The sequence below is a fragment of the Burkholderia sp. LFS061 genome (assembly GCF_047978125.1).
In the GTDB taxonomy this organism is placed as follows: domain Bacteria; phylum Pseudomonadota; class Gammaproteobacteria; order Burkholderiales; family Burkholderiaceae; genus Burkholderia; species Burkholderia pyrrocinia_C.
On sequence record NZ_JBFPFS010000025.1, the window covers coordinates 24,127 to 46,393 of the forward strand.

The 22,267-nt window shown below is 67.0% G+C and carries 20 protein-coding genes; 5 read left to right on the forward strand and 15 right to left on the reverse strand.

Features of this window, described 5'->3' with window-relative positions:
- Positions 1 to 33: 33 nt before the first annotated feature.
- From ACNQQL_RS21530 to ACNQQL_RS21555, 6 genes are all read right to left on the reverse strand, one after another.
- Entirely contained in the window at positions 34 to 993 is a 960-nt protein-coding gene (locus tag ACNQQL_RS21530; protein WP_072439351.1) for a glycosyltransferase family 2 protein, read from the reverse strand.
- A 62-nt stretch (positions 994 to 1,055) separates the two neighbouring features.
- The gene (locus ACNQQL_RS21535) at positions 1,056 to 3,281 is read right to left on the reverse strand and encodes a polysaccharide biosynthesis tyrosine autokinase (protein ID WP_347065528.1); all 2,226 of its coding nucleotides are present in this window, start codon (positions 3,279 to 3,281) and stop codon (positions 1,056 to 1,058) included.
- A gap of 50 nt (positions 3,282 to 3,331) precedes the next feature.
- Positions 3,332 to 4,510, reverse strand: coding sequence for a polysaccharide biosynthesis/export family protein (locus ACNQQL_RS21540; protein WP_034185155.1), 1,179 nt, complete (start codon positions 4,508 to 4,510; stop codon positions 3,332 to 3,334).
- Positions 4,504 to 4,947 carry a low molecular weight protein-tyrosine-phosphatase gene (locus tag ACNQQL_RS21545; protein ID WP_072439345.1) on the reverse strand — a complete coding sequence of 148 codons (444 nt, stop codon included), beginning with the start codon at positions 4,945 to 4,947 and terminating at the stop codon, positions 4,504 to 4,506. The genes ACNQQL_RS21540 and ACNQQL_RS21545 overlap by 7 nt, the downstream gene beginning before the upstream one ends.
- A gap of 31 nt (positions 4,948 to 4,978) precedes the next feature.
- Positions 4,979 to 6,391 (reverse strand): UDP-glucose/GDP-mannose dehydrogenase family protein, encoded by a 1,413-nt coding sequence (locus ACNQQL_RS21550; protein WP_347065530.1) that lies wholly within the window; start codon positions 6,389 to 6,391, stop codon positions 4,979 to 4,981.
- A gap of 65 nt (positions 6,392 to 6,456) precedes the next feature.
- Complete coding sequence (locus tag ACNQQL_RS21555) at positions 6,457 to 7,830, reverse strand: undecaprenyl-phosphate glucose phosphotransferase (RefSeq protein WP_175958636.1); 1,374 nt, start codon at positions 7,828 to 7,830, stop codon at positions 6,457 to 6,459.
- Between the two features lie 428 nt (positions 7,831 to 8,258).
- Here ACNQQL_RS21555 and ACNQQL_RS21560 point away from each other — a divergent pair, with 428 nt between their 5' ends.
- A complete protein-coding gene (locus ACNQQL_RS21560; protein ID WP_347065533.1) occupies positions 8,259 to 9,785 on the forward strand; it encodes a mannose-1-phosphate guanylyltransferase/mannose-6-phosphate isomerase in 1,527 nt (508 codons plus the stop codon).
- Between the two features lie 121 nt (positions 9,786 to 9,906).
- Here the strand turns inward: ACNQQL_RS21560 and ACNQQL_RS21565 are convergent, their stop codons facing one another.
- The 8 genes from ACNQQL_RS21565 to ACNQQL_RS21600 all read right to left on the reverse strand — a co-directional run bounded on the left by ACNQQL_RS21565 (position 9,907) and on the right by ACNQQL_RS21600 (position 16,912).
- Positions 9,907 to 10,848, reverse strand: coding sequence for a transposase (locus ACNQQL_RS21565; protein WP_072439341.1), 942 nt, complete (start codon positions 10,846 to 10,848; stop codon positions 9,907 to 9,909).
- A gap of 722 nt (positions 10,849 to 11,570) precedes the next feature.
- On the reverse strand, positions 11,571 to 12,152 hold the full coding sequence (locus ACNQQL_RS21570; protein WP_347065535.1) for a DUF3501 family protein: 582 nt from the start codon (positions 12,150 to 12,152) through the stop codon (positions 11,571 to 11,573).
- A 31-nt stretch (positions 12,153 to 12,183) separates the two neighbouring features.
- Positions 12,184 to 13,521 (reverse strand): heterodisulfide reductase-related iron-sulfur binding cluster, encoded by a 1,338-nt coding sequence (locus ACNQQL_RS21575; RefSeq protein ID WP_347065538.1) that lies wholly within the window; start codon positions 13,519 to 13,521, stop codon positions 12,184 to 12,186.
- Between the two features lie 113 nt (positions 13,522 to 13,634).
- Positions 13,635 to 14,057 (reverse strand): rubrerythrin family protein, encoded by a 423-nt coding sequence (locus ACNQQL_RS21580; RefSeq protein WP_034185149.1) that lies wholly within the window; start codon positions 14,055 to 14,057, stop codon positions 13,635 to 13,637.
- A 233-nt stretch (positions 14,058 to 14,290) separates the two neighbouring features.
- Positions 14,291 to 15,559 (reverse strand): RNA polymerase sigma factor, encoded by a 1,269-nt coding sequence (locus ACNQQL_RS21585; RefSeq protein ID WP_347065541.1) that lies wholly within the window; start codon positions 15,557 to 15,559, stop codon positions 14,291 to 14,293.
- Complete coding sequence (locus ACNQQL_RS21590; RefSeq protein ID WP_072439335.1) at positions 15,556 to 15,972, reverse strand: VOC family protein; 417 nt, start codon at positions 15,970 to 15,972, stop codon at positions 15,556 to 15,558. The genes ACNQQL_RS21585 and ACNQQL_RS21590 overlap by 4 nt, the downstream gene beginning before the upstream one ends.
- Before the next feature lie 42 nt (positions 15,973 to 16,014).
- On the reverse strand, positions 16,015 to 16,434 hold the full coding sequence (locus ACNQQL_RS21595; protein ID WP_175958629.1) for a YciI family protein: 420 nt from the start codon (positions 16,432 to 16,434) through the stop codon (positions 16,015 to 16,017).
- 124 nt (positions 16,435 to 16,558) lie between these two features.
- Complete coding sequence (locus tag ACNQQL_RS21600) at positions 16,559 to 16,912, reverse strand: YciI family protein (protein WP_034185206.1); 354 nt, start codon at positions 16,910 to 16,912, stop codon at positions 16,559 to 16,561.
- A 207-nt stretch (positions 16,913 to 17,119) separates the two neighbouring features.
- Here ACNQQL_RS21600 and ACNQQL_RS21605 point away from each other — a divergent pair, with 207 nt between their 5' ends.
- The 4 genes from ACNQQL_RS21605 to ACNQQL_RS21620 all read left to right on the forward strand — a co-directional run bounded on the left by ACNQQL_RS21605 (position 17,120) and on the right by ACNQQL_RS21620 (position 21,575).
- Positions 17,120 to 18,967, forward strand: a complete 1,848-nt coding sequence (locus ACNQQL_RS21605; protein ID WP_347065544.1) for an ExeM/NucH family extracellular endonuclease — start codon at positions 17,120 to 17,122, stop codon at positions 18,965 to 18,967.
- A 284-nt stretch (positions 18,968 to 19,251) separates the two neighbouring features.
- Positions 19,252 to 19,638 carry a DUF883 family protein gene (locus ACNQQL_RS21610; RefSeq protein ID WP_072439328.1) on the forward strand — a complete coding sequence of 129 codons (387 nt, stop codon included), beginning with the start codon at positions 19,252 to 19,254 and terminating at the stop codon, positions 19,636 to 19,638.
- Between the two features lie 64 nt (positions 19,639 to 19,702).
- On the forward strand, positions 19,703 to 20,287 hold the full coding sequence (locus tag ACNQQL_RS21615; protein WP_347065546.1) for a YSC84-related protein: 585 nt from the start codon (positions 19,703 to 19,705) through the stop codon (positions 20,285 to 20,287).
- 235 nt (positions 20,288 to 20,522) lie between these two features.
- A complete protein-coding gene (locus tag ACNQQL_RS21620) occupies positions 20,523 to 21,575 on the forward strand; it encodes an AI-2E family transporter (protein ID WP_347065548.1) in 1,053 nt (350 codons plus the stop codon).
- A 66-nt stretch (positions 21,576 to 21,641) separates the two neighbouring features.
- Here the strand turns inward: ACNQQL_RS21620 and ACNQQL_RS21625 are convergent, their stop codons facing one another.
- The gene (locus ACNQQL_RS21625; RefSeq protein WP_347065550.1) at positions 21,642 to 22,157 is read right to left on the reverse strand and encodes a thioesterase; all 516 of its coding nucleotides are present in this window, start codon (positions 22,155 to 22,157) and stop codon (positions 21,642 to 21,644) included.
- Positions 22,158 to 22,267: the final 110 nt, after the last annotated feature.

Consider the following 22,267-nt stretch of genomic DNA (forward strand, 5'->3'; position numbering starts at 1 on the left):
CGGGAGTGGCCGCGCGCGATGCGCGCAGCCCGTTCAAGACGTCACCGGCGGCATCGCCGCACGGTGGGGGGCAAGGTTCGCGCGGCGTGCGTCGCGCGCGCCGCGGCGCACCGCGCGCCAGTGCTCGCGGATCCGGCTGCGCTGCGCCGTATGCAGCGACAGCAGCACGTGCGCGAAACCCGGATAGACGCGCGTACCGACCAGCGTCCACCACCACCACGCGATCTCGCGCCGGACCGGCGGCAGATGCTCGCGCAGGATCAGATGCAGGTTGTACGCGCCGTTGCTGATCGCATTCAGCGAAGCGGCGTCGCGCCGGTCGTCGTCGAAGCGCTCGGCCGGGAAATGATCGACCGCGATCGCCGGGTCGTAGACGAGCTTCCAGCCGTCGCGCTGCACGCGCATGCTGAACGCCATGTCGTTGTGCACCTGCGCACCGGCGCCGCGCAGCCGCGTGTCGAAACGCAGCCGTTCGATCGCGGCGCGGCGGTAGCTCATGTTGGCGCCCTTCAGCATGTCGACTTCGCGCGCGCCGCCGACGCCGAGGTGATGATTGCCGACGATCTTGCCGGACAGCGTGAGCTGGCCGACGAGTTCGCGCGATTCGTCGAGCACTCGGCCTTTCTCGTGCACCCAGTCGCGCCCGCCGACCGCGCCCACGCGCGGATCGGCCTGGAATGCCGACTCGACGCGCGCCAGCCAGTCGGGGTGCGGCGCCGCATCGTCGTCGGTGATCGCGACGATGTCGCCGTTCGCCGAGTCGAGCCCCTTGTTCAGCGCGGCGACCTGCCCCGGCACGTCGACCGGCACGATGCGCAGCGGCAGCGCGCCGCCGACCGCCGGATCCGCGAGCCGTTCGTGCGTGGCGTCGTCCTCCGGGCGCGCGACGACGATCACCTCGTCGGGCAGCCGCTGCTGCCGCTGCAGCGCCAGCAGGCAGCGCGCGAGGTCGGCCGGGCGCCGGTAGGTCGGGACGAGCACGGAAATTTTCATCGATGGTTCTCCAGTCGGCCGGGCTGGCGCGCTGCGCGCCGGCCCGGTTTCGCACACTGCACTCAGGCGCTCAGGTATTCGTGCACGGCCGCGTAGCCGCGGCCGTAGCCGCGCGCCTTCGGCGGCACGCCGTTGAAGATCCCGCCTTCCAGATCGACGCCCGCGGTGCGCAGGCGCTTGATCGCGTCGGCGATCTCGCCTTCGGTGTGCATGCCCGAGCGCAGCACGAGGAACGTCGAGCCGGCCATGCGGCCGATGATGGTCGCGTCGGTCACCGCCAGCACCGGCGGCGAATCGATCAGCACGACGTCGTAGCGCTTGCTGAGCCCTTCGAGGTATTGCGGCAGGCGCGTCGACATCAGCAGTTCCGACGGGTTCGGCGGACGCGTGCCGGCCGCGATGAACGACAGGCCCTGCACCGGCGTTTCGCGCACGGCATCCTCGAGCGGCGACTGGTCGCTCAGCAGTTCCGACAAGCCCGGCTGCGCGGTGAGGCCGAAGTAGCGGTCGAGCAGGCCGCGACGCATGTCGGCGTCGATCAGCAGCACGCGCTTGCCCGAATGCGCGAGCAGCACCGCGAGGTTGACCGTCAGGAAACTCTTGCCGATGCCGGGCGTCGGGCCCGTCAGCACGATCACGCGGTTCTTCGCGTCCATCATCGCGAACTGCATCGCGGTGCGCAGGCTGCGCAGGCTCTCGACGCTGAGATCCTTCGGACGCAGGCTCGCGAGAATCGGCCGCGCGCGGCCGCCGCCCTTCTCGGCCGCGGCGTCGAGCTTCACCTGCTCGGCGCTTTGCGGCACCAGCCCGTACAGCGGCAGGTTGAACGCGCGCTCGATGCGATCGGGATCCTCGATGCCCTGGAACAGGTTGCGGCGCAGGAACACGATGCCCGTGCCGAGGATCAGCCCCAGGAACACGGCGGCCGACAGGATCAGCACCTTCTTCGGCTTCACCGGATCGCCCGGGCGCAGCGCCGAATCGACGAGGTGGATGTTGCCGCCCGTGCCGGCCTTCTGCACCGACAGCTCCTGCACGCGGTTCAGCAGCAGCACGTAGATGTCCTCGGCGACCTTCGCGTCGCGCTGGAGCTGGACGGCCTTCACTTCGGTCGCCGGCAGGCTGCGGAAGCGGTTGCTGAACTTGTCCTTCTCGCCCTGCAGCTCCGAGAGCTGCTGCTTCGCGGCGATCACCATCGGGTGCGAATCGGTGAAGCGCTGCGCGAGCGACGCGAGCTGCAGGCGCTGCGCGGCGATCTGCTGCTCGTACTGCACGCTGCCCTCGAGGTAGACCTTCGCCTCTTCGCTCGCGTTGATCGAGCCCGACGTGCGCTGGTATTGCGTCAGCGCGGCTTCCGCGCGTTCGAGGTCGGCCTTCAGGCGCGGTTCCTCGCCCTTCAGGAAGTCGAGCATCTTGGTCGCTTCTGCCTGCTTCGCGACCACGTGCTGGTTCAGGTACGACTGCGCGAGCGCGTTCGCGATCGCGGCGGTCTGATCCGGGTCCTTGCCTTCGAGCGAGATCTGCACGACGCCCGTCTGCTTGCCCTGCTCGCTCACCTGGATGCCGGCCTGGAAGCCGCCGATCGCGTCGAGATCGTTGTAGCGGACCACCGTGAACTGCGTGCCGGGGCGCGCGACGAGCTTCTTCACGAGCAGCGTCACGCCGCCGCCTTGCGCCGATTCGCCGACCTGGCCCGACAGCAGCCGGGTGCCGTTCTGGTCGACGATCGAATACGTGTCGTTCGGACCGACCGTCAGCGTCAGCTTCTTGCCTTCGAGCGCGGGCACGACGCTGATCGAATCGACGTCGGCGACTTCGCCGCCCCACGCGTACGACTTCAGGCCGAGCCACGGCCGCGCCGGCGTGCCCGGCGTCGCGACGCGCGCGGCGAGGCTGCCGATCACGGGCAGCGTCTTCGGCACGACCGAGAAGTTCAGCTTGAACTGCTCGACGACCGGCGCGACGACGCCGCGGCTCTTGATGATCTCGATTTCCGCATCGGTCTGCGCCTGCTGCGGACCGGTGTTGATCGTCGCGCCGGTCTGCGTCTGCGTGAGCGCCTGCGACGTGTTGTCGTTGCTCTCGACCCGCACGTGCACGTCGGCCTGATACACCGGCTTCGCGATGTAGCAGTAAAGGCCGGCGAGCGCGATGACCGTCGCCGCGATGCCGAGCAGCAGCCAGATGTCGTCCATGATTACCTGGAGCAACTGGCCGAGGACGACGTCCTCTTCCTCGGTTTTCACGGACAGATCCGCGTAGGAGTGTTTCGCTTGCGTGTTCACCATTCGTTCCCGCTTGAGTGGTGCCGGAGCGGAGGCGCCGCCCCGGCGGGCTATCAGCGCGTGATTTGCCGCATGTAGAAGATCGTCTGGATCGTCGGCAGCACCTGCTGCAGCACCCGGTTGAACTGCACCGAGCTGGCCGTGCTGACGTAGACCACGTCGAGCGGCTGAAGCGGGAAGCGGCTCGACAGCATCAACGCATCGGGCTGCGTCATGTCGAGGCGGAACACTTCAGGCTTCGTCGGGTTGTCGCGCATGCCGCGCATCACGTAGATCTTGCGCGGGTTCGCATCGGTGTCGAGGATGCCGCCGCCCGCCGTCAGCGCGTCGGCGATGGTCAGCCTGCCCTTGAGCATCGGCACCGTGACCGGCGTCTTGACCTCGCCCATGATGAACACGCGGCTGTCGCTGCGATCCGGCACGTTGACGATGTCGCCCTGCTGCAGCATCACGTTCTGCCGCACTTCGCCGCGATCGAGCACGCCGTTCGCGTCGAGCGTGTACAGCTTGCCGTCGCGCGTCAGGCGCACGCGCTGCAGGTCGGCCTCGTTGGTCGAGCCGCCCGAGCGCGAGATCGCATCGACCAGCGTCAGCGGCACGTCGCTCATCGCGAGCGGGCCCGGCGTCTTCACCTCGCCCGTCACCTGCACCTTCTGGCTGCGGTACGACAGCACGCGCACGTCGAGCTGCGGGTTCTTCACATAGCGCGCGAGACGCGTGGCCAGCTCGTCGCGGGTCTGCGCGATCGTCTTGCCCGCCACGTGGATGCGGCCGACGAACGGGAAGAAGATCGTGCCGTCGGCGGCCACCGTCTGGCCGTAAGGATCGGCTTGGCCCGGCAGCGACGACGAATAGGGCTGCTGCAGCGCGCCCGCGATCGTCTGCGTCGTGTTGCCGCCGCTGGAGAACGACTGGCCCTGCGGCGTCGTCAGCTCGGGGTGGTCCCAGACGGTAACGCCGAGGATGTCCTGCGCGCCGATGCGGTACACGTACTGCGACGCATCGGTATAACGTCCCGGCGGCAGCGGATGGTCGACCTGCTGCTTCTGCAACTGGTCCATCACCACTTTGGCGTCGATGTAATGAACCGGATAGGTCTCGGCCGCTTGCTGGCGGCCTTCGTCCTTCAGGTTCGACGAGTCGAGGTAGTTGCCGGGCGCGGTTGCACAGGCTGACAGGAAAGTCGTCAGCGCGACGGCAAGCGCCACCGGGCGCATCGGGCGTTTCAGCATAGTTTCTGTAGCCATCCTTGAACCAGACGTTCGATCTGTGAGTAGCTCTCGCGGTATTCGGCCTCGGGGCCGCCGTGCGGATCGGCAATCTCGGCCCCTTCCCACTTGCCGAGCAGGTGGACCTTGCCGCGCGCGAACGGATCGACCGATTCGACGGCCGCGATCTGTCCGCGCTCGCTGACGAGAATCAGGTCGGCGTCGCGCACGATCCGGCGCGACAGCCGCCGCGAGCGGTGGGTCGTCGCATCGACGCCGCGCTCCGCGAGCAACTGCCGCATCACCGGATCGATGCCGTCGCCGTCGTTCGCATGAACGCCGGCCGAATGAAACGTCGCGCGCGGGCCGCCGCGCGACGCGGCGTGCGACTTGAACAGCATTTCCGCCGCCGGGCTGCGGCAGACGTTCGCGTGGCAGACGATCAGGATGTTCCGGAACATGGCGTCTCGTAGCGGGTGATGGGAAACAGGGTTACGCGCTCGCTCGCGCGGCGCCCGGCACGCGGGCGGCGACGGCCTGGCGCGAGCCCGGCCGGCCGATCGGGTGGTATTCGATGCCCTGCTCGCTCATCGTCTCCGGCTCGTACAGGTTGCGGCCGTCGAAGATCACCGGCGTCTTCCACAGGCGGCCGAGCGCGACGAAGTCGGGGCTCTTGAACGCCTTCCATTCGGTGACGATCACGAGCGCATCGGCGTCGCGCGCGGCCTGCGCTTCGTCGTCGACGAAGCTCAGGCGCTCGAGCCAGCTCGGGTGATCGGCGAGATCGAGCGCGATCACGCGGCGCGCCTCCTGCTGCGCGACCGGGTCGTACGCGGCGATGCGCGCGCCGCGCGACAGCAGCTCGGCGATCAGCTCGCGGCTCGGCGCCTCGCGCATGTCGTCGGTATTCGGCTTGAATGCCAGGCCCCAGATCGCGAACGTACGGCCCGCCAGGTCCTCGCCGAAGCGCGCGACGATCTTGTCGGCGAGCACGCGCTTTTGCGTCGCGTTGACCGACGACACGGCCTTCAGGATCTGCAGCGATTGCCCGTGCTCGTCGGCCGTGCGGATCAGCGCCTCGACGTCCTTCGGGAAGCACGAGCCGCCGTAGCCGCAGCCGGCATACAGGAAGTGATAGCCGATGCGCGGATCGGAGCCGATCCCGCGGCGCACGGCTTCGATGTCCGCGCCGAAGCGGTCGGCGAGGTTCGCCAGCTCGTTCATGAACGAGATGCGCGTCGCGAGCATCGCGTTCGCCGCGTATTTCGTGAACTCGGCCGAGCGCACGTCCATGTACAGCGTGCGTTCGTGGTTGCGGTTGAACGGCGCGTACAGCTTCTTCATCAGCTCGCGGGCGCGCTCGCCCGGCACGTCGTCGTCGCAGCCGATCACGATGCGGTCCGGCCGCGTGAAATCGTCGACCGCCGCGCCCTCCTTCAGGAATTCCGGATTCGACACGACCGAGAACATCTGGTCGCCGCCGCGCTTCGCGAGCTCCTCGGCGACCGCCGCGCGCACGCGCTCGGCCGTGCCGACCGGCACCGTCGACTTGTCGACGATCACCTTGAAGCCCGTCATGTAGCGGCCGATGTTGCGCGCCGCCGCGAGCACGTATTGCAGGTCGGCCGAGCCGTCCTCGTCGGGCGGCGTGCCGACCGCGATGAACTGCACGTCGCCGTGCGCGACCGCGGCCTCGATGTCGGTCGAGAAACGCAGGCGGCCGGCCGAGCGGTTGCGCGCGATGACTTCCTTGAGGCCCGGCTCGTGGATCGGCACGCCGCCGTTGTTCAGGATGTCGATCTTCGCCTGGTCGACGTCGAGACAGAACACGTCGTGCCCGATGTCGGCGAGGCATGCGCCGGTGACAAGACCTACGTAACCGCTGCCGATGATAGTCAGATTCATGATGTGTCGACCTCTTGACCAATGATTCGAAATTCGTAAAACCGGAATGCCCGCGGGGCACTGTGTCAGTACGCGTTGCTGCCGGTGAAGCCTTTCCACAGCGTCAGCGCGACGATCTTGATGTCGAGCCAGAACGACCAGTTCTGCATGTAGTACAGATCGAGCTTCACGCGTCCCATCATCTTCTCGATCTGGTCGGTCTCGCCGCGAAAGCCGTTGATCTGCGCCCACCCGGTGATGCCGGGCTTGATCCGGTAGCGGAACATGTAGCCCTTGACCAGATCCTTGTAGATGTCGTCGTGCGCGAGCGCATGCGGGCGCGGGCCGACGACCGACATCTCGCCCTTCAGCACGTTGATGAACTGCGGCAGCTCGTCGAGGCTGGTGCGGCGCAGGAACCGGCCGACCGGCGTCACGCGCGTGTCGTTCTTGGTCGCCTGCGTCACCGTGCCCGCCGCTTCCTGGTGCACCTTCATCGAGCGGAACTTGTAGATCTCGAACTCGTGCCCGTCGATGCCCTTGCGTTTCTGGCGGAAGAACACCGGCCCCCGCGACGTCAGCTTGATCAGGCCCGCGATCAGCAGCATCACCGGCGCGAGTGCCGTGAGCGCCGCCAGCGCGAACAGCCGGTCGAACACGAACTTCGGCAGGATCCGCACGTCGGTGATCGGCGACGCCGCGAGGTTGATCGCCGGCACGCCGAGCACCTCGACCACTTCCTGGTTGAAGAACGACAACGTGCGCACGTCCGGAATGAAACGGATGTTCACGAAATCATGGCGGAACACCGTCACGATCTGGTGAATCCTCGGTTCCTCCGAGATCGGCAGCGTGAGCCACAGCTCGCGGATCGCGCGGCTGCGCACGAGCCACACCAGCGATTCGAACTGCCGCTCGATGCGCACGTCGTCGAGCGCGACGTCGCCCGGCGCCTCGCTTTCGTCGTACACGCATACCGGGTTGAAGCCCGCTTCCGGCCGCGCCCGCATCTGCGCGATCAGCCGCCGCGCCGCCGGCGTACCGCCGACGATCGCGACCGCCTTCAGGTTGTAGCCGCCGCGGCGCAGTTGCCGCAGCACGACGTGCACGCAGGCCTTCGAGCCGGCGAGCAGCGCCATCGTCACGAGCGCCCAGTAACCGAGCCACAGCCGCGACAGGTCGCCCGACTGGTGAAAACTGAAGCTCATCAGGATGCCCGCGAGCTCGACCACGAGCCACGCGAATGCGACGCGCCCCATCAGCCCGACGAGACGCTTGCCTCGCCACGACTGGTAGATGCCGATGGCCGGAAAGAACACCACGACCAGCAGGCAGTCGAACAGCACCGTCGTGCGCTGCAGGTCGTTGAGCCAGATGCTGCCGTCGTGCAGCGCAGCGGCGATCAGCGCCCCTGCCACGACCATCGCGATATCGATGACTCTCGCCAGCACGCTCAACATGTCTGCTTCCTCTTTGAACAGGCGTTTGCCGAACAGCTCCTCGTGCAGCCCGTGCCGCACATTCGATTCAAACGTTGCATGACGCTATTGAAGCGACAAGAAAATCGCCCCTCAAGCGCACAAGTATTTCGAAAAATAATCGGAAATTCTTGCCGCGAACTTTTTGATTTAATTCGGCAGGTTTTCCCGAATCGATCGGGAATCGAGAAATTTTCGGAAATTTTCCCTTCGCCGCGAGCCCTTTGCCGGCACGGGATGGCCAACAATGCCCGGAATTATTTTTTATTTTTTTATTTACGTCCGATGCGATCGCGGAAAATTTTTCCAGATGCATGCGTGGCGAATATCAGTCAATGGTCCCGGTTTTATTGTCGATTTACTTCATGCTACAACGACAGGCACTGACTTCAACCGTGGAGAGTGTCACCATGAATGCTCCGGCAGTGGCAGCCGAAACGCGCCAATCTTCTTCCGCCGCTCCCGCCGCCGGCACGCGCCTCGCCGTGCAGCCGGTGATTCTTGCCGGCGGTTCCGGCACGCGCCTGTGGCCGATGTCGCGTGAACGCTTTCCGAAACAGCTGATCGGCCTGCTCGGCGATCATTCGCTGCTGCAGTCGACCGCGCTGCGCCTCGACGGCCTCGCGGCCGACCACCCGCTGAACGACGACGTGCTGATCGTGTGCGGCGAGGATCACCGCTTCACGACCGCCGAACAACTGCGCCTGACGGCCAAGCCCGCGACGATCATGCTCGAGCCGCTCGGCCGCGACACCGCGCCCGCGCTGACGCTCGCCGCGCTGCGGCTCGTCGCCGACGGCAACGATGCGGTGATGACCGTGATGCCGGCCGACCATGCGGTCGCCGACCTGCCGCGCTTTCACGCAGCCGTCGCGGCCGGCGTGCACTGCGCGGTGCAAGGCAGGATCGCGACGATGGGCATCGTGCCCACGCACGCGGAAACCGGCTACGGCTACATCCGCGTCGGCGCGCCGCTCGGCGACGCCGCGACGGGCAACCTCGACGTGCGCCGCCTCGACCGTTTCGTCGAGAAGCCGCACCTCGAACTCGCTCAGCAGTACGTCGCATCCGGCGAGTACTGGTGGAACAGCGGGATCTTCATCGTTCGCGCGTCGGTGTGGCTGAAGGCGATCCGCCAGCTCGAACCGGCGATCTACGCGGCCTGCGAACAGGCCGTCGCACTGGGCAAGGCCGATGGCGACTTCTTCCGCGTCGATCGCGACGCGTTCGCCGCATCGCCGTCGAACTCGATCGACTACGCGGTGATGGAGCCGCTTGCGAGCCTGCCGCAGCTGTGCGAAAGCGTCGTCGTGCCGCTCGACGCGGGCTGGTCGGACGTCGGCTCGTGGGACGCGATCTGGCAGATCTCGCAGAAGGACGAGGCCAGGAACGTCGGCCGCGGCCACGTGCTGTTCGAAGGCGCCGAATCGACCTTCGCGCATTCGGAAAGCCGGCTCGTCGCGTGCGTCGGCACGCAGAACCTCGTCGTCGTCGAAACGCCCGACGCCGTGCTCGTCGCGGACAAGTCGCGCGTGCAGGACGTGAAGAAGATCGTCGGCCGCATCAAGGCTCAACAGGGCGCGGAAGCCACCGATCACCGCAAGGTGCATCGCCCGTGGGGCCACTACGACTCGGTCGACATGGGCGAGCGCTTCCAGGTAAAACGCATCGTCGTGAAACCGGGTGCGCGACTGTCGCTGCAGATGCACCACCATCGCGCCGAACACTGGATCGTCGTGCGCGGCACCGCGCGCATCACGCGCGGCGACGAAACGTTCCTGCTGTCCGAAAACGAATCGACGTACATCCCGCTCGGCGTCTCGCACCGCCTGGAGAACCCGGGCAAGATGCCGCTCGAACTGATCGAAGTGCAGTCGGGCGCGTATCTCGGCGAGGACGACATCGTCCGCTTCGACGATACCTACGGCCGGCAGTGACGCAGCAAGCGCCGGGGCTCCGCTTCGACAGCGGAGCCCCGGCGTGGCAAGCATGGAAAGACGAGGCTTCCGCGCGGGCGTCGTGGCACACGACGGCCCGCGCGTTGCATTGGAACGGCGCTCAACCTACGCGGTACGCGTATTCGCGGCGCTCCGACTGCACGGGATCGTTGCGGCTTTCCGATAGCGCACCCGCGTGACGCTCGGCGATGAAGCGCTTGATGTCCGACTCCGCGCGCGCCAGCGCGGACAAACCGGCCAGCACCTCGCTTTGCGGCGCGCGCGCCGGCTCGTGGCTCGCACCGTGGCGATCGATCCACTGGCGCGCCCAGTCGAGCGCGAACTGCTCGGCTTCCTCGGCATCGGTGAAACGCGGACCGATGAGGCCCGAGCGCTCGACGCGCCGGTCGTCCTGCGAGATCTCGGCCCACGCGCGATACATCAGGTTCTGCACGGGCTGCGCGATGCCGCAGATCGTATAGCCGCGATACTCGTCGACTTGCGGTTCGGCAGCGGCGAAGCTCGCCGACGACGCACGCGCATGGCGCAGTTCCGCCGCCGGCGTACCGGGCACCACGAACGACGTGCGGGCCGGATCGGCCACTGCGTCGTCCGGCATCGCGCTCAGCGACGCGCCTTCGCCCTCCCAAACGTTTGCCTGCGCGACCGGCAATTGCCACGACTCGGGGTTTTGCCAGAACACGCCGCGCAAGCGATCGTTGTCGGGCGCGGGCTCCGCGCGACGCGCAGGCACGACCGGCACCGGCGGCGGCGGAATATACGCGAACGTGCGCCCGCTGAACTGGGTCAGCACGTCGATCATCTGCAGCAGCGTGCCGCTCGCGAGCCACTCCTCGTAGCGACGACGGCACGTCGGCCCGGACGGATAACGACCGGGCAGCTTGGACCAGGCTTCACCGGTCGTCAGGATCCAGAGCACCGCGTTGGCAACGACGCGCGGTTCGGCTCGTGGACGCCCACGACGATTCAGCCGGATGGGTTCATCGGCGATCAGCGTTGAAAGACGAAACCACTCTTCATCGTTAAGCTCATCGAAGAACATAGTAGATCTCTCCACGCAGCCAGGCCGGGCTGCGATTGGCGGCGCCGTCGCGACACATCGCGTCGCGGGGCGGCCAGGTTTGCACATTATGTTTATCCGATGTTGTGCATGCCGGCCGACACCGCACTTTCACGGTGCCGGAATTCCCGGCAACAGCGCACAAATCACGGTCTCACTCCAATGTGGGAATTTTTGTGCACGAAGCATACCATCCTCAGGGTTTATCTCAATATGACAATGACTTAATGTTACGCACTGAAACAACCTGCCACGGGTACGCAATCCATTTATGCTTGAATTTTTTTGCGCGATCTTTATGCCCGGCGCAGCAAAGGCCCGTCTGGCGGGGCGCTTCAGGGTATGAAGAATGGCCGCCAATGGGCCTTTTCGGGCTGTTCCGACCCTTGCCTGCAACAATCCCCGGAATTGCCGACTAAAATCGGTAAATCAGGGAAAATTTCGTAACAAGATATTCATGAATCGGTAAATCATTCAATTCCCGTTCAATTGAATTTTCTCCGTACACAATCTCTTTATTGTTTCTCTGCGAGTGATGAAAGCACGGTGACGCGGAATGCACATTGTTTCTCCGCACGCAAGCGCGGGGCGCCTGTTACATTTTCGCGGCAACAGGCGAGCGCTCGCCGCGCTACTCGCGGAAAGCCTGCTTCGGGTCGGAACGGAAAAGCGGAATACGCCGCGCAGGACGCGCGGCGGTCATGTCAGTGCAGGTCGCAGGCCAGCGACGCGGTCACGTCCGGATCCACGCGCTGCGGCGGCATCGTGTAGGCCGGGTGATCGCAGCCGATCGACAGCGCCGCCCCGTCCTTGAGCGCCGCGCGCATCGGCACGTCGAGTTCGAAACGCACGAAATGCACGGCCGACGTCTTCTCGTCGTTGTCGCGCTCGAGATCCTCGTCGGCGATCGCGTAGACGCGCGCGTGCCCGTCGACCTGCAGGTACACGCGATCCTCGATACCGATCAGCCGCGCGAGCGCCGCGCGCCGCTCGATCTCGTGTTCGTATTCGATCTGCATCGTCGCCTTCAGGTTGGTGCCGTCGGGCACGAGCGGCAGATACGCGTCCAGTTCACCGTCGATGCCCGCCTCGTCGAAGATCTTCTCGATGTGCAGCATCTCCTGGATCTGATAGCGGATCGTCGTCTCGTCCTCGAACAAAAAACGCAGGTGGTTGCCGAGTGCGACCGCCCGGCGGCGCTTGTACGCGACGAGCCGCGCGTGTTCGGTCCTGCGGATCTTCGCGTACGCTTCGAGCGTCAGCAGGGAGTCGCGGGTCAGCGTCATGGGATGTCCTCGTGAGTCGGCCGGCAGCAGCTCAGATGCCATATGCGCGGCGCAGCAGCGTGAGCGGATGCGCGAGCGGCGCGGACGGCAGCCCCTTCTCGTCGATGCCCTGCACGATGTGATGGCCGGCCAGCGCGCAATCCGACGACACGAAATCCGGCTGCGGCTCGGCCATCGCCTTGAACACGGGCGCGCCGATCCGCATCGCGTCCGCATGGAATTCCTTCTTCACGCCGAACGTGCCCGCATGGCCCGAGCAGCGCTCGACGACGTTCACGCGCGTATCGGGCACGAGCGACAGCACGTCGGCCGTCTTGCGGCCGATGTTCTGCACGCGCGCATGGCACGGCACGTGATACGACACGGTGCCGAGGCCGGTCTTGAAATCGGTCTTCAGCAGCCCGTCGCGATGCCGCGCGATCACGTATTCGAACGGATCCCAGAATGCGTCGGCCACCGCGCGCACCGCTTCGTCGCCGGGGAACATCAGCGGCAGCTCGCTCTTGTACATCAGCACGCAGCTCGGGATCGCGCCGATCAGCGCATAGCCTTCGCGCGCATAGCGTTCGAGCACGGGCAGGTTCACCGCCTTCTTCGCGGCGACACCGGCAAGGTTGCCCTGCTCCAGCAGCGGCATTCCGCAGCATGCTTCGCGCGTGACGAGCTCGTACGGAATGTCGTTGTGCGCGAGGATCGCGAGCAGGTCGTGGCCGATGCCCGGCTCGTTGAAATTCACGTAGCACGTCGCGTAGATCGCGACCTTGCCGGGCGTGCGTTCGCCGTCGCGCGCGGGCGGGTTGCCGGAGCGCTTCGCGGCGCGCCGGAACTTGCGCGGCGCGAACTCCGGCAGCCACGCGTTGCGATCGACGCCGAGCGCCGCTTCGAGCGCATGGCGCGCGGGCGGCGTGCGGTTCACCGCGTTCACCGTCTGCGTGACGATCGGAATGCCCGCGAAATGGCCGAGCGCATCGGTGTTCGACAGCACCTTGTCGCGCAGCGTCGCTTCGCCGCGCTTGTAGCGCGCCGCCTTGCCGCGCAGCATCAGGTGCGGGAAGTCGACGTTCCATGCATGCGGCGGCACGTACGGGCATTTTGTCATGTAGCAGAGGTCGCACAGATAGCACTGGTCGACCACCTTGCCGAACGCTGCCTTCGGCACTTCGTCGATATCGCCCATCGGCGTGTCGTCGACCAGATCGAACAGCGCGGGAAACGCGCCGCACAGCGACACGCAGCGCCGGCACCCGGCGCAGATGTCGAACACGCGCGTCATTTCCGCATCGATCGCGGCCTGGTCGTAGAACGCATCGGACTGCCAGTCGAGCGGATGCCGGGTCGGGGCTTCGAGACTGCCTTCCTTGTGGGGCATGAGGCGCTCCAGCGTGGCGCGCATGCGCGCGAGCGCGCCGCCCGCGCGCTGCGGGCAGCGATGAATGAGCGGCGGCCGGCCGCTTGCGGGTCGCTCGGCCGGGCCGCGGCCCGTCAGTCGACGAGACTGTCCAGCGCCTTCGTATAGCGGTTCGCGTGGCTGCGTTCGGCCTTCGCGAGCGTCTCGAACCAGTTCGCGATTTCGTCGAAGCCTTCGTCGCGCGCCGTCTTCGCCATGCCCGGATACATGTCGGTGTATTCGTGCGTTTCGCCGGCGATCGCCGATTCGAGATTCAGCCGCGACGAGCCGAACGGCAAGCCCGTTGCCGGATCGCCGACGGCTTCCAGGTATTCGAGGTGGCCGTGCGCATGGCCGGTTTCGCCTTCGGCGGTCGAGCGGAACAGCGCGGCGAGGTCGTTCTGGCCTTCGACGTCAGCCTTCGAAGCGAAATACAGATAGCGTCGATTCGCCTGCGATTCGCCCGCGAATGCGGCTTTCAGGTTCTCTTCGGTTTTGCTGCCCTTGAGGTGAGCCATGTGCGCCTCCGTTCGAGTCGGCGCGGCCGCATGCGAAGCCGGGCCGATCAGATATGTGGGGAACGATGCGTTTGCCTGGGGCGCACGCATCGTGCCTTTTAATCTAGGCGCTGGCGTTCGCATCCCCCAATAGGCTTTTTCAATCCGGGTGATAGTGCCGGGCGTACATCCGGGGATCGTCGGGAGGGAGGGATCGGGCGCGTATGCCGCGCTTACGACGCACGCTTCATGCGTCACGCATCCATCGCACGCTTGAGCAGCAATTCGCGCTCGCGCTCGTTGCGCGTCAGTTCCGCCGCGCGGCGGAACTCGAGCTTCGCCTCGTCGGCACGCCCGAGCTTCGCCAGCAGATCGCCGCGCACGCTCGGCAGCCAGTGATAGCGCGCGAGCGCGGGATCGTCGCGCAGCACGTCGACGAGTTCGAGCGCCGCCGCCGGCCCGAACGCCATCCCCACCGCCACCGCGCGGTTCAGCTCGACGACCGGCGACGGTGCGACTTCGGCGAGCGCGTCGTACAGCGCGACGATCTGCGCCCAGTCCGTTTCCGACGCGTGCCGCGCACGCGCATGGCAGGCGGCCAGCGCGGCCTGCAGCGCATATGGCCCGCGCACGCCGCCGAGCTTCGTCGCCCGTTCGAGCGCCGCGAGACCGCGCCGGATCAGCAGTTGATCCCAGCGGCTGCGATCCTGATCCAGCAGCAGCACCGGCCGGCCCTGCGCATCGGTGCGCGCATGCATGCGCGATGCCTGCAACTCCATCAGCGCGACGAGGCCGAGCACTTCGCTCTCGTCCGGCGCCAGCCCCGCGAGCACGCGGCCGAGCCGTAGCGCTTCGTCGCACAACGCGGGGCGCATCCAGTCGTCGCCCGCGGTCGCCGCATGGCCTTCGTTGAACACCAGGTAGATCACCTCGAGCACCGACGCGAGCCGCGCGGGCCGCGCATCGGCGGCCGGCACCTCGAACGGCACGTGCGCCGCCGCGAGCGTGCGCTTCGCGCGTACGATCCGCTGCGCGATCGTCGGCTCGGGCGTCAGGAACGCACGTGCGATCTCGCCCGTCGTCAGCCCGCCGAGCAGCCGCAGCGTCAGCGCGACGCGCGCGTCGGTCGACAGCACCGGGTGGCACGACGTGAAGATCAGCCGCAGCAGGTCGTCGCCGATGTCGTCGTCGCTCGCGTCGGCGAGCGCATCGGCGATGTCGGGGACGACCTGCGCTTCGAGCGCGTCCATCTCGTGGCCGAGCTGGTCGCGCTTCGCCGCATGAAGCGACTCCTGCCGGACGCGGTCGAGCGCGCGACGCTTCACGGCCGTCATCAGCCAGGCGGCCGGATTGTCGGGCACGCCGTCGACGGGCCAGTGCTCGAGCGCCGCGACGAGCGTGTCCTGCGCCAGTTCCTCGGCCACGCCGACGTCGCGCACCACGCGCGCGGCGCGTGCGATGATCTTCGGCGCCTCGATCCGCCAGACCGCTTCGATCGCACGATGCGTCGCCTCATGCGTCACGACGCCTGCCCCTCGGCGGACGCGTCCAGCGGCATGGCCATCAGTTCCCATGCATGGCCGTCCGGATCGTCGAACCCGTGGCCGTACATGTTCGGGTACTCGCGCGGCGCTTGCGGCGCGGACCCGCCGGCCGCCAGCGCCTTTGCGACGATCGCGTCGACTTCGGCGCGGCTTTCGCACGACAGGCACGACAGGACCTGCACCTGCGTTGCCGGATCGATGATGGTTTTGCCGGTGAACGTCTGGAAAAACGGACGCACGAGCAGCATCGCGAAGATCGTGTCGCTGATCTTGATGCAGGCGGCCTGGTCGTTGGTATAGGCCGGCACGACTTCGAAGCCGAGCGCCTGGTAGAACGCCTTCGAGCGCGGCAGGTCGGCCACGGGCAGGTTGATGAAGACCATCTTGTGCATGTCGGGTGCTCCCGGTGAGGTTGGATTCAGGTGGGCAGTCAATCAGGCGCTGGTACGGCCGACGTGGAGTTCGCGAAACCGCTCGACCGCGTCGCTCGGCGTGAGGTCGTCGAGCTCGAACAGCGGCCGCACCTCGATCTCGCAATCCATCTCGGCACCGAACGGCGCGGGGAACCGGCGCGTCCATTCGAGCGCCTCGTCGCGCGAACGCACCTGGATCAGCGTATAGCCGGCGATCAGTTCCTTCGTTTCGGCAAACGGGCCGTCGACCACCGTGCCCTTGCCGCCCGTATAGCGCACGCGCCAGCCGCGCGCGCTCGGCCGCAGGCCATTCGCGTCGAGCAGCACGCCTGCGTTGGCCAGTTCCTCGTGATAGACGGTCATGGCCTCGACCAGCCGGTTGTCCGGCAACGCGTCGGATTCGCTGACGGCGTTCGCCCGGATCATGATCATGAATCGCATCGTTCACTCCTTGTCGTCGGTGAAAGGGACGCCCGTTTATCGGCGCCTTATCCGGACGACGGGCGGAACACGGCCGGATCGACACGCGCCACGATAAATCAGGGTAAATACCTAGTCACGGCCTTCACAGGAAGCACGGGCCGACTGCGCGTACCTCGACCGTGCACCATTGCGCAGCCGGGCACTGGCGTGCGATCTCGATCGCTTCCTCGCGCGTGTCGACATCGACGAGGAAGAAGCCGCCGACCATCTCCTTCGCCTCCGCGAACGGACCGTCGAGCAGACGCGTTTCGCCGTCGCGCACCTGCACGCGCGTGCCGCGCTCGGAGCGCTCCAGCGACTCGACGCCGCGCAGCACGCCGCGCGCCTTCAGCGTCTCGGCGAAATCGACCATCCGCGCGTAAAGCGCCTGGCCTTCGTCGAGCGTGCGTTCCGCGCGCTGGTCGGTCGGTTCGACGATCAACAGCATGTAAGACATGGACTTCTCCTGTAGGGACGGGGTGCGGCGGCGTTCGCTGCGCGATCGGCGTGCGACACCCGATGCGAAAGCGTAACAGCCGCGGCAGGGTCTGCCTGCATCGTTGGCCATCCGGCACTGGCCGGACGGCCAATTCGGCCGCTTCCTGGCATTTTGTCGTCAAGATGCGCTCCCGAACTGTCGGATTTTCTTCCAGTGGACCGTCCCATGTCACGCTTGCTTCCGCCGCTTGCCGTTGCGCTATCGCTCGCCCTCTCCGTCCGGCCGGCCCCCGCCGCGCTACCGGTCAGCGCCGGCTGCGGCGGCGCGACCTCGGCGATTGCCGACCTCCGCAGCGCTGGCGGCCCGTCGCCGCTGGCAGGGCAAACGACCTCGATCGAAGCCGTCGTCACCGCGGCGTTCGACGGCGCCGACGGCTTCGGCGGCTTCTTCGTCCAGCAGGCCGACGCGCAGCGGCGGCAGCGGCCGGGCGTCCCGGAAGGCCTGTTCGTGTACGCACCGAACGCACGCGCGAGCCCCGGCGATCTCGTGCATCTCACGGGCCGGGTCGACGATAAATACGGCCGCACACAGTTCGTGCTGTCGGGCGGCATCGCCGTCTGCGCACGCGGGCAGACGGTCACGCCGGCGACGCTCGCGCTGCCGGTCGCCACGCCGGCCGTGCTGGCCGCGCACGAAGGCATGCGGGTGCGCCTGCCGCAAACGCTGACGGTCAGCGATACGCACGAACTCGGCCGCTACGGCAGCCTCGTTCTCAGCAACGGCCGGCTGCGCATCCCGACCCACGTCGCGCCGCCGGCCGAAGCCGCCGCGCTCGCGGCGGCCAACGCGCGCAACCGCATCGTGCTCGACGACGGCTCGAGCCGCCGCGATCCCGCGACCGTCCGCTATCCGCCGCCCGCGCTGAGCGCCGCCAATACGCTGCGCGCAGGCTACACGGTGCGCGGCGTCGAAGGCGTGCTCGAACTGCGCTACGGCACGTGGCGGCTGCAACCGACAGCCGGCGCGGCGCCGGTGTTCGACGCCGCCGCGAATCCGCGTACCGATGCGCCGGACCGGCACTCCGCTGCAGACGTTCGCATCGCGTCGTTCAACGTATTCAACTATTTCAACGGCGACGGCCATGGCGGCGGATTCGACGCGCCGGCCAACCGTGGCGCAAAAACGCACGCCGTCTTCGCGAGGCAGGAAGCAAAGATCGTCGCGGCGTTGCGCTCGCTGTGCGCCGATGTGATCGGTCTGATGGAAATCGCGAACAACGGCCACGGCGACGCGAGCGCGGTGCGGCGTCTCGCTGCGCAACTTGGCGACGGCTGGCGCGCTGTCGACCCCGGCACCGCGCGGCTCGGCCGCGACGTGATCGCGGTCGCGCTGCTGTACGACAGTCGCACGGTCGAGCCGGTCGGGCACGCCGCGACCGTCGCGCTCGGCGGCCGGCACCGGCCGCCGCTTGCGCAGACCTTCCGGCGCATCGGCGGCACGCGCGCGTTCACTGTCGCGGTCAATCACCTGAAGTCGAAGAACTGCCCGAACGCGACCGGCGCCGACCTCGACCAGTCCGACGGCCAGGGCTGCTGGAATGCGGCGCGCACGCGAGCGGCCACGCGCATCGCCGACTGGCTCGCCGCTTCGCCGACGGGCGCCGCGGCCGACGGCATGCTGCTGATCGGCGACCTGAACAGCTATGCGAAGGAAGATCCGGTCCGCGCGCTCGAATCGCGCGGCTATGCGAACCTGGTTGCCCGCTTCGTCGGCGATGCTGCGTACAGCTACGTATTTCGCGGCGAAGCCGGTTACCTCGACCACGCGCTGGCCACATCGACACTCGCCGCACGCGTGAAGGCCGTGCACATATGGCACATCAACGCCGACGAACCGGTCGCCCTGCAACCCGTGCCCGATTACAAAACGCGTGTGCACCGATCGTCTTATTACGCACCCGACGCATACCGCTCGTCGGACCACGATCCCGTCATCATCGATGTCGCGCTTGGCGACAGCGGCGCCGTGCCGGCCTCGGGCACGAACCGTGCTCCCCGACACAGCGTGGACTAGTGCATTTGCATCAACACAAGGCCTGCAACGGCACTATTTACCTGACGACCCTGGCGATGCCATATTTACCGGACATTCGCTTCGTACCGCTGCTCCACACGCCGATTCGCCCGATTGCGAAATTTTTTCAACCGTCGCCCCGCCCCGCGCGACGGGGCTTCGCGGCGATCCTGCCAACGAATTGAAAATTTGTCTCGAAACTCAATTGGGGCAAGTGAATCACATCAATTGCTGGGATTCGTCTTATCTTCAAATTGGCCTGGAATCGAAGGAGGATAAACACCATGGCGCTCACCGACTCGATCGAACACAAACTGGACCGCGGCCTGGCCGACATCCGTCGCACCGGCCGGCGCGTGGGACGCACGACGCGCTCCGCCGCCCGTGATCTGCATGCCGACGTGACCGACGATCTGCGCGGGCTGGTCGACGAACTGGAAGACCTGTTGAAAAACGATGGCGACGGCGATATCGCCGCGCTGCGCAAGCGCGTGCAGTCGAGGCTCGACGAAGCGCGCAGCGCGCTCGACTACGCGTCGGGCAGCGCGGCCGCCCGGCTGCGCGATTCGGCCGAACGCGTGTCGCAGGTCGTGCACGACAACCCGTGGCAGACCGCCGGCGTCGTCGCTGGCCTCGCGTTCGTTGCGGGCCTGCTCCTTGCCCGCCGTTGAACGGGGCTGCCCGCACCGCTGCTCGCACCGTCCGTCCTCAATCAGACAACGAAGGAGAACCGCCATGCAGAAGTCCCTCGCCATGAAAGCCGCCGCCGCCGTGATGCTCGGCAGCCTTGCACTCGCCGGCTGCACGACCACGCCCGACAAACCCGAAACCGCATCGGCCAGCGCGTCGAAGCGCCAGTCGATCGACGCGAGCGTGAACGCGACGCTGTCGCGCCTCTATTCGACGGTGCCGGGTTCGCGTGAACTCGTCGCGAAATCGCGCGGCGTACTCGTGTTCCCGAACGTGCTGCAGGCCGGTCTCATCATCGGCGGCCAGTCCGGCAACGGAGCGCTGCGCGTCGGCGGCAGCACCGTCGGCTACTACAACACGTCGTCGCTGTCGGTCGGCCTGCAGGCCGGCGCGCAGTCGAAGGCGATCGTGTTCCTGTTCATGACGCAGGATGCGCTTGACTCGTTCCGCAAGTCGGACGGCTGGGCCGCCGGCGCCGACGCATCGGTCGCGGTCGTGAAGGTCGGCGCGAACGGCGCGGTCGACACCAACACGGCCACCGCACCGGTCGAGGTGCTGGTCCTGACCAACGCGGGCCTGATGGGCGACCTGTCGGTGAACGGCACCAAGGTCACGAAGCTCAATATCTGACGGTATCGCACGCGGCCTTGCGCCGCGTTCGCTTCCCGGCAGCGCCGCGGCCCCGGCCGCGGCGTTTTCGCATGGGTCGCGCGCAGCGGTTATGATGGCGGCACCTTTGCGGGCATACTCCCGATGGGCCGCCCCGCCGCGTGTTCCGCAGCGAACCCGTGACGTTCGCGAGCCGATCGCGCCCGGGGCAACGAGAGTCAATCAAACCAAGCATCAATCTGCGCGAATGCCACCCATGGATAGCGGACACGATCACCAAAAATTCTTCTATTTCCTGCTGTTCGCGGTCACCGTCGGCATGTGCGGGATTCTCGCGCCGTTCTCCGGGGCCGTGTTCTGGGGCGCCATTCTCGCGATCCTGTTCCAGCCGGTGCAGCGCTGGCTCGCGGCGCGCTTCGGCAAGCGGCGCAACCTGGCCGCGCTCGTGACGATGACGCTGATCATCCTGATCGTGATCCTGCCGCTCGTGTTCGTCGCCGCGACGCTCGTGCAGGAAATCGCATACGTGTACCAGGAAATCAAGACCGCGCAGCCGAACTATTCGCAGTACTTCCAGGACATCATCCACGCGCTGCCGACCTCGATCCAGCGCGTGCTCGCGAAATACGGGCTGACCAACATCCCCGGCATCCAGAAGAAGCTGACCGACGGCGCCGCGCAGATCAGCCAGTTCGCCGCGGCCCAGGCGTTCAGCATCGGCCAGAACACGTTCCAGTTCATCGTCAGCTTCGGCGTAATGCTGTACATGGTGTTCTTCCTGCTGCGCGACGGCGGCGAGATCGGCCGCCGCGTGCGCCGCGCGCTGCCGCTCGACGAGGAGCACAAGAATCTGCTGCTCGCGAAGTTCACGACGGTCGTGCGCGCGACCGTGAAAGGCAACATCGCGGTCGCGCTCGTGCAGGGCGCGCTCGGCGGGCTGATCTTCTGGATCCTCGACATCCAGGGCGTCGTGCTGTGGGGCGCGCTGATGGCGTTCCTGTCGCTGCTGCCCGCGATCGGCGCGAGCCTCGTGTGGATACCGGCCGCGCTCTACTTCCTGGCGATCGGCGAGATCTGGAAATGCGTGATCCTCGTCGCGTTCTGCGTCGGCGTGATCGGTCTCGTCGACAACCTGCTGCGCCCGATCCTCGTCGGCAAGGACACGAAGATGCCCGACTGGGTCGTGCTGATCTCGACGCTTGGCGGGATGGCGCTGTTCGGCATCAACGGCTTCGTGATCGGGCCGCTCGTCGCCGCGCTGTTCATGGCGAGCTGGGACATCTACGCGCGCGCCGAACAGGGCGAATGACGCGGCGCGTGGCCGCGTGCCATACGCCCGGCCGCCACCGCTCCATCCGCACGCACAAGCCCTCCGTCACGGATGGCGAATCCTGATCACGACGGGCGCCACGGCGCCCGTCGCTTCATCCGCCGCGACGGTCATCACGCCGCCATACGGGCCCACGCGATAAACGCGGCCCGACACCAGCGGCACGCTTCGATCGTCGCGCGCATCGCGCCACGTTGCGCGCACGCCGGAATCGGCGTCCAGCGCGAACGGCGCACCGTCAGGCCCGACCAGTGCCACATGAGCACCCGGCAAACGCCGGCCATGCGCATCGAACCGGAGCGCCGCCGCGGCCCCGCCGCCCGCCGCTTCCCGTCCTTCGACAACCGCGCCCGACGGCGCGTCGAACGTCACGTCGTAGAGATCGACGAGCGCGCCGGTAAACCGCACGGTGCCGTCCGACGTGGCCTGCCCCGCCGCCGCCGCATTCGACATCGCCAGCACGACGCCCAGCCCGATCGCCATCATCCGCACGGCGCCGACGCACCGCACCGTTCGATTGCGCATCGCTGCCGATGCCACCCGCTTCGCGTTGTTCCGCATGTTCCCTCTCCTCTGCCGCGTGACCAGAAAAAAGGCGGCGTGACGCGTCGGTCACGCCGCCTGTTCACTGGCGATCACTTTAGGGAGAGAGGCCGGGACAATATATGGGA

Excerpts from the sequence above, each read along its gene's own strand:
- ACNQQL_RS21530 (WP_072439351.1), bottom strand. The coding sequence starts at position 993 with ATGAAAATTTCCGTGCTCGTCCCGACCTACCGGCGCCCGGCCGACCTC.
- ACNQQL_RS21535 (WP_347065528.1), bottom strand. The coding sequence starts at position 3,281 with ATGGTGAACACGCAAGCGAAACACTCCTACGCGGATCTGTCCGTGAAA.
- ACNQQL_RS21540 (WP_034185155.1), bottom strand. The coding sequence starts at position 4,510 with ATGCTGAAACGCCCGATGCGCCCGGTGGCGCTTGCCGTCGCGCTGACG.
- ACNQQL_RS21545 (WP_072439345.1), bottom strand. The coding sequence starts at position 4,947 with ATGTTCCGGAACATCCTGATCGTCTGCCACGCGAACGTCTGCCGCAGC.
- ACNQQL_RS21550 (WP_347065530.1), bottom strand. The coding sequence starts at position 6,391 with ATGAATCTGACTATCATCGGCAGCGGTTACGTAGGTCTTGTCACCGGC.
- ACNQQL_RS21555 (WP_175958636.1), bottom strand. The coding sequence starts at position 7,830 with ATGTTGAGCGTGCTGGCGAGAGTCATCGATATCGCGATGGTCGTGGCA.
- ACNQQL_RS21560 (WP_347065533.1), top strand. The coding sequence starts at position 8,259 with ATGAATGCTCCGGCAGTGGCAGCCGAAACGCGCCAATCTTCTTCCGCC.
- ACNQQL_RS21565 (WP_072439341.1), bottom strand. The coding sequence starts at position 10,848 with ATGTTCTTCGATGAGCTTAACGATGAAGAGTGGTTTCGTCTTTCAACG.
- ACNQQL_RS21570 (WP_347065535.1), bottom strand. The coding sequence starts at position 12,152 with ATGACGCTGACCCGCGACTCCCTGCTGACGCTCGAAGCGTACGCGAAG.
- ACNQQL_RS21575 (WP_347065538.1), bottom strand. The coding sequence starts at position 13,521 with ATGCCCCACAAGGAAGGCAGTCTCGAAGCCCCGACCCGGCATCCGCTC.
- ACNQQL_RS21580 (WP_034185149.1), bottom strand. The coding sequence starts at position 14,057 with ATGGCTCACCTCAAGGGCAGCAAAACCGAAGAGAACCTGAAAGCCGCA.
- ACNQQL_RS21590 (WP_072439335.1), bottom strand. The coding sequence starts at position 15,972 with ATGCACAAGATGGTCTTCATCAACCTGCCCGTGGCCGACCTGCCGCGC.
- ACNQQL_RS21595 (WP_175958629.1), bottom strand. The coding sequence starts at position 16,434 with ATGCGATTCATGATCATGATCCGGGCGAACGCCGTCAGCGAATCCGAC.
- ACNQQL_RS21600 (WP_034185206.1), bottom strand. The coding sequence starts at position 16,912 with ATGTCTTACATGCTGTTGATCGTCGAACCGACCGACCAGCGCGCGGAA.
- ACNQQL_RS21605 (WP_347065544.1), top strand. The coding sequence starts at position 17,120 with ATGTCACGCTTGCTTCCGCCGCTTGCCGTTGCGCTATCGCTCGCCCTC.
- ACNQQL_RS21610 (WP_072439328.1), top strand. The coding sequence starts at position 19,252 with ATGGCGCTCACCGACTCGATCGAACACAAACTGGACCGCGGCCTGGCC.
- ACNQQL_RS21615 (WP_347065546.1), top strand. The coding sequence starts at position 19,703 with ATGCAGAAGTCCCTCGCCATGAAAGCCGCCGCCGCCGTGATGCTCGGC.
- ACNQQL_RS21620 (WP_347065548.1), top strand. The coding sequence starts at position 20,523 with ATGGATAGCGGACACGATCACCAAAAATTCTTCTATTTCCTGCTGTTC.
- ACNQQL_RS21625 (WP_347065550.1), bottom strand. The coding sequence starts at position 22,157 with ATGCGGAACAACGCGAAGCGGGTGGCATCGGCAGCGATGCGCAATCGA.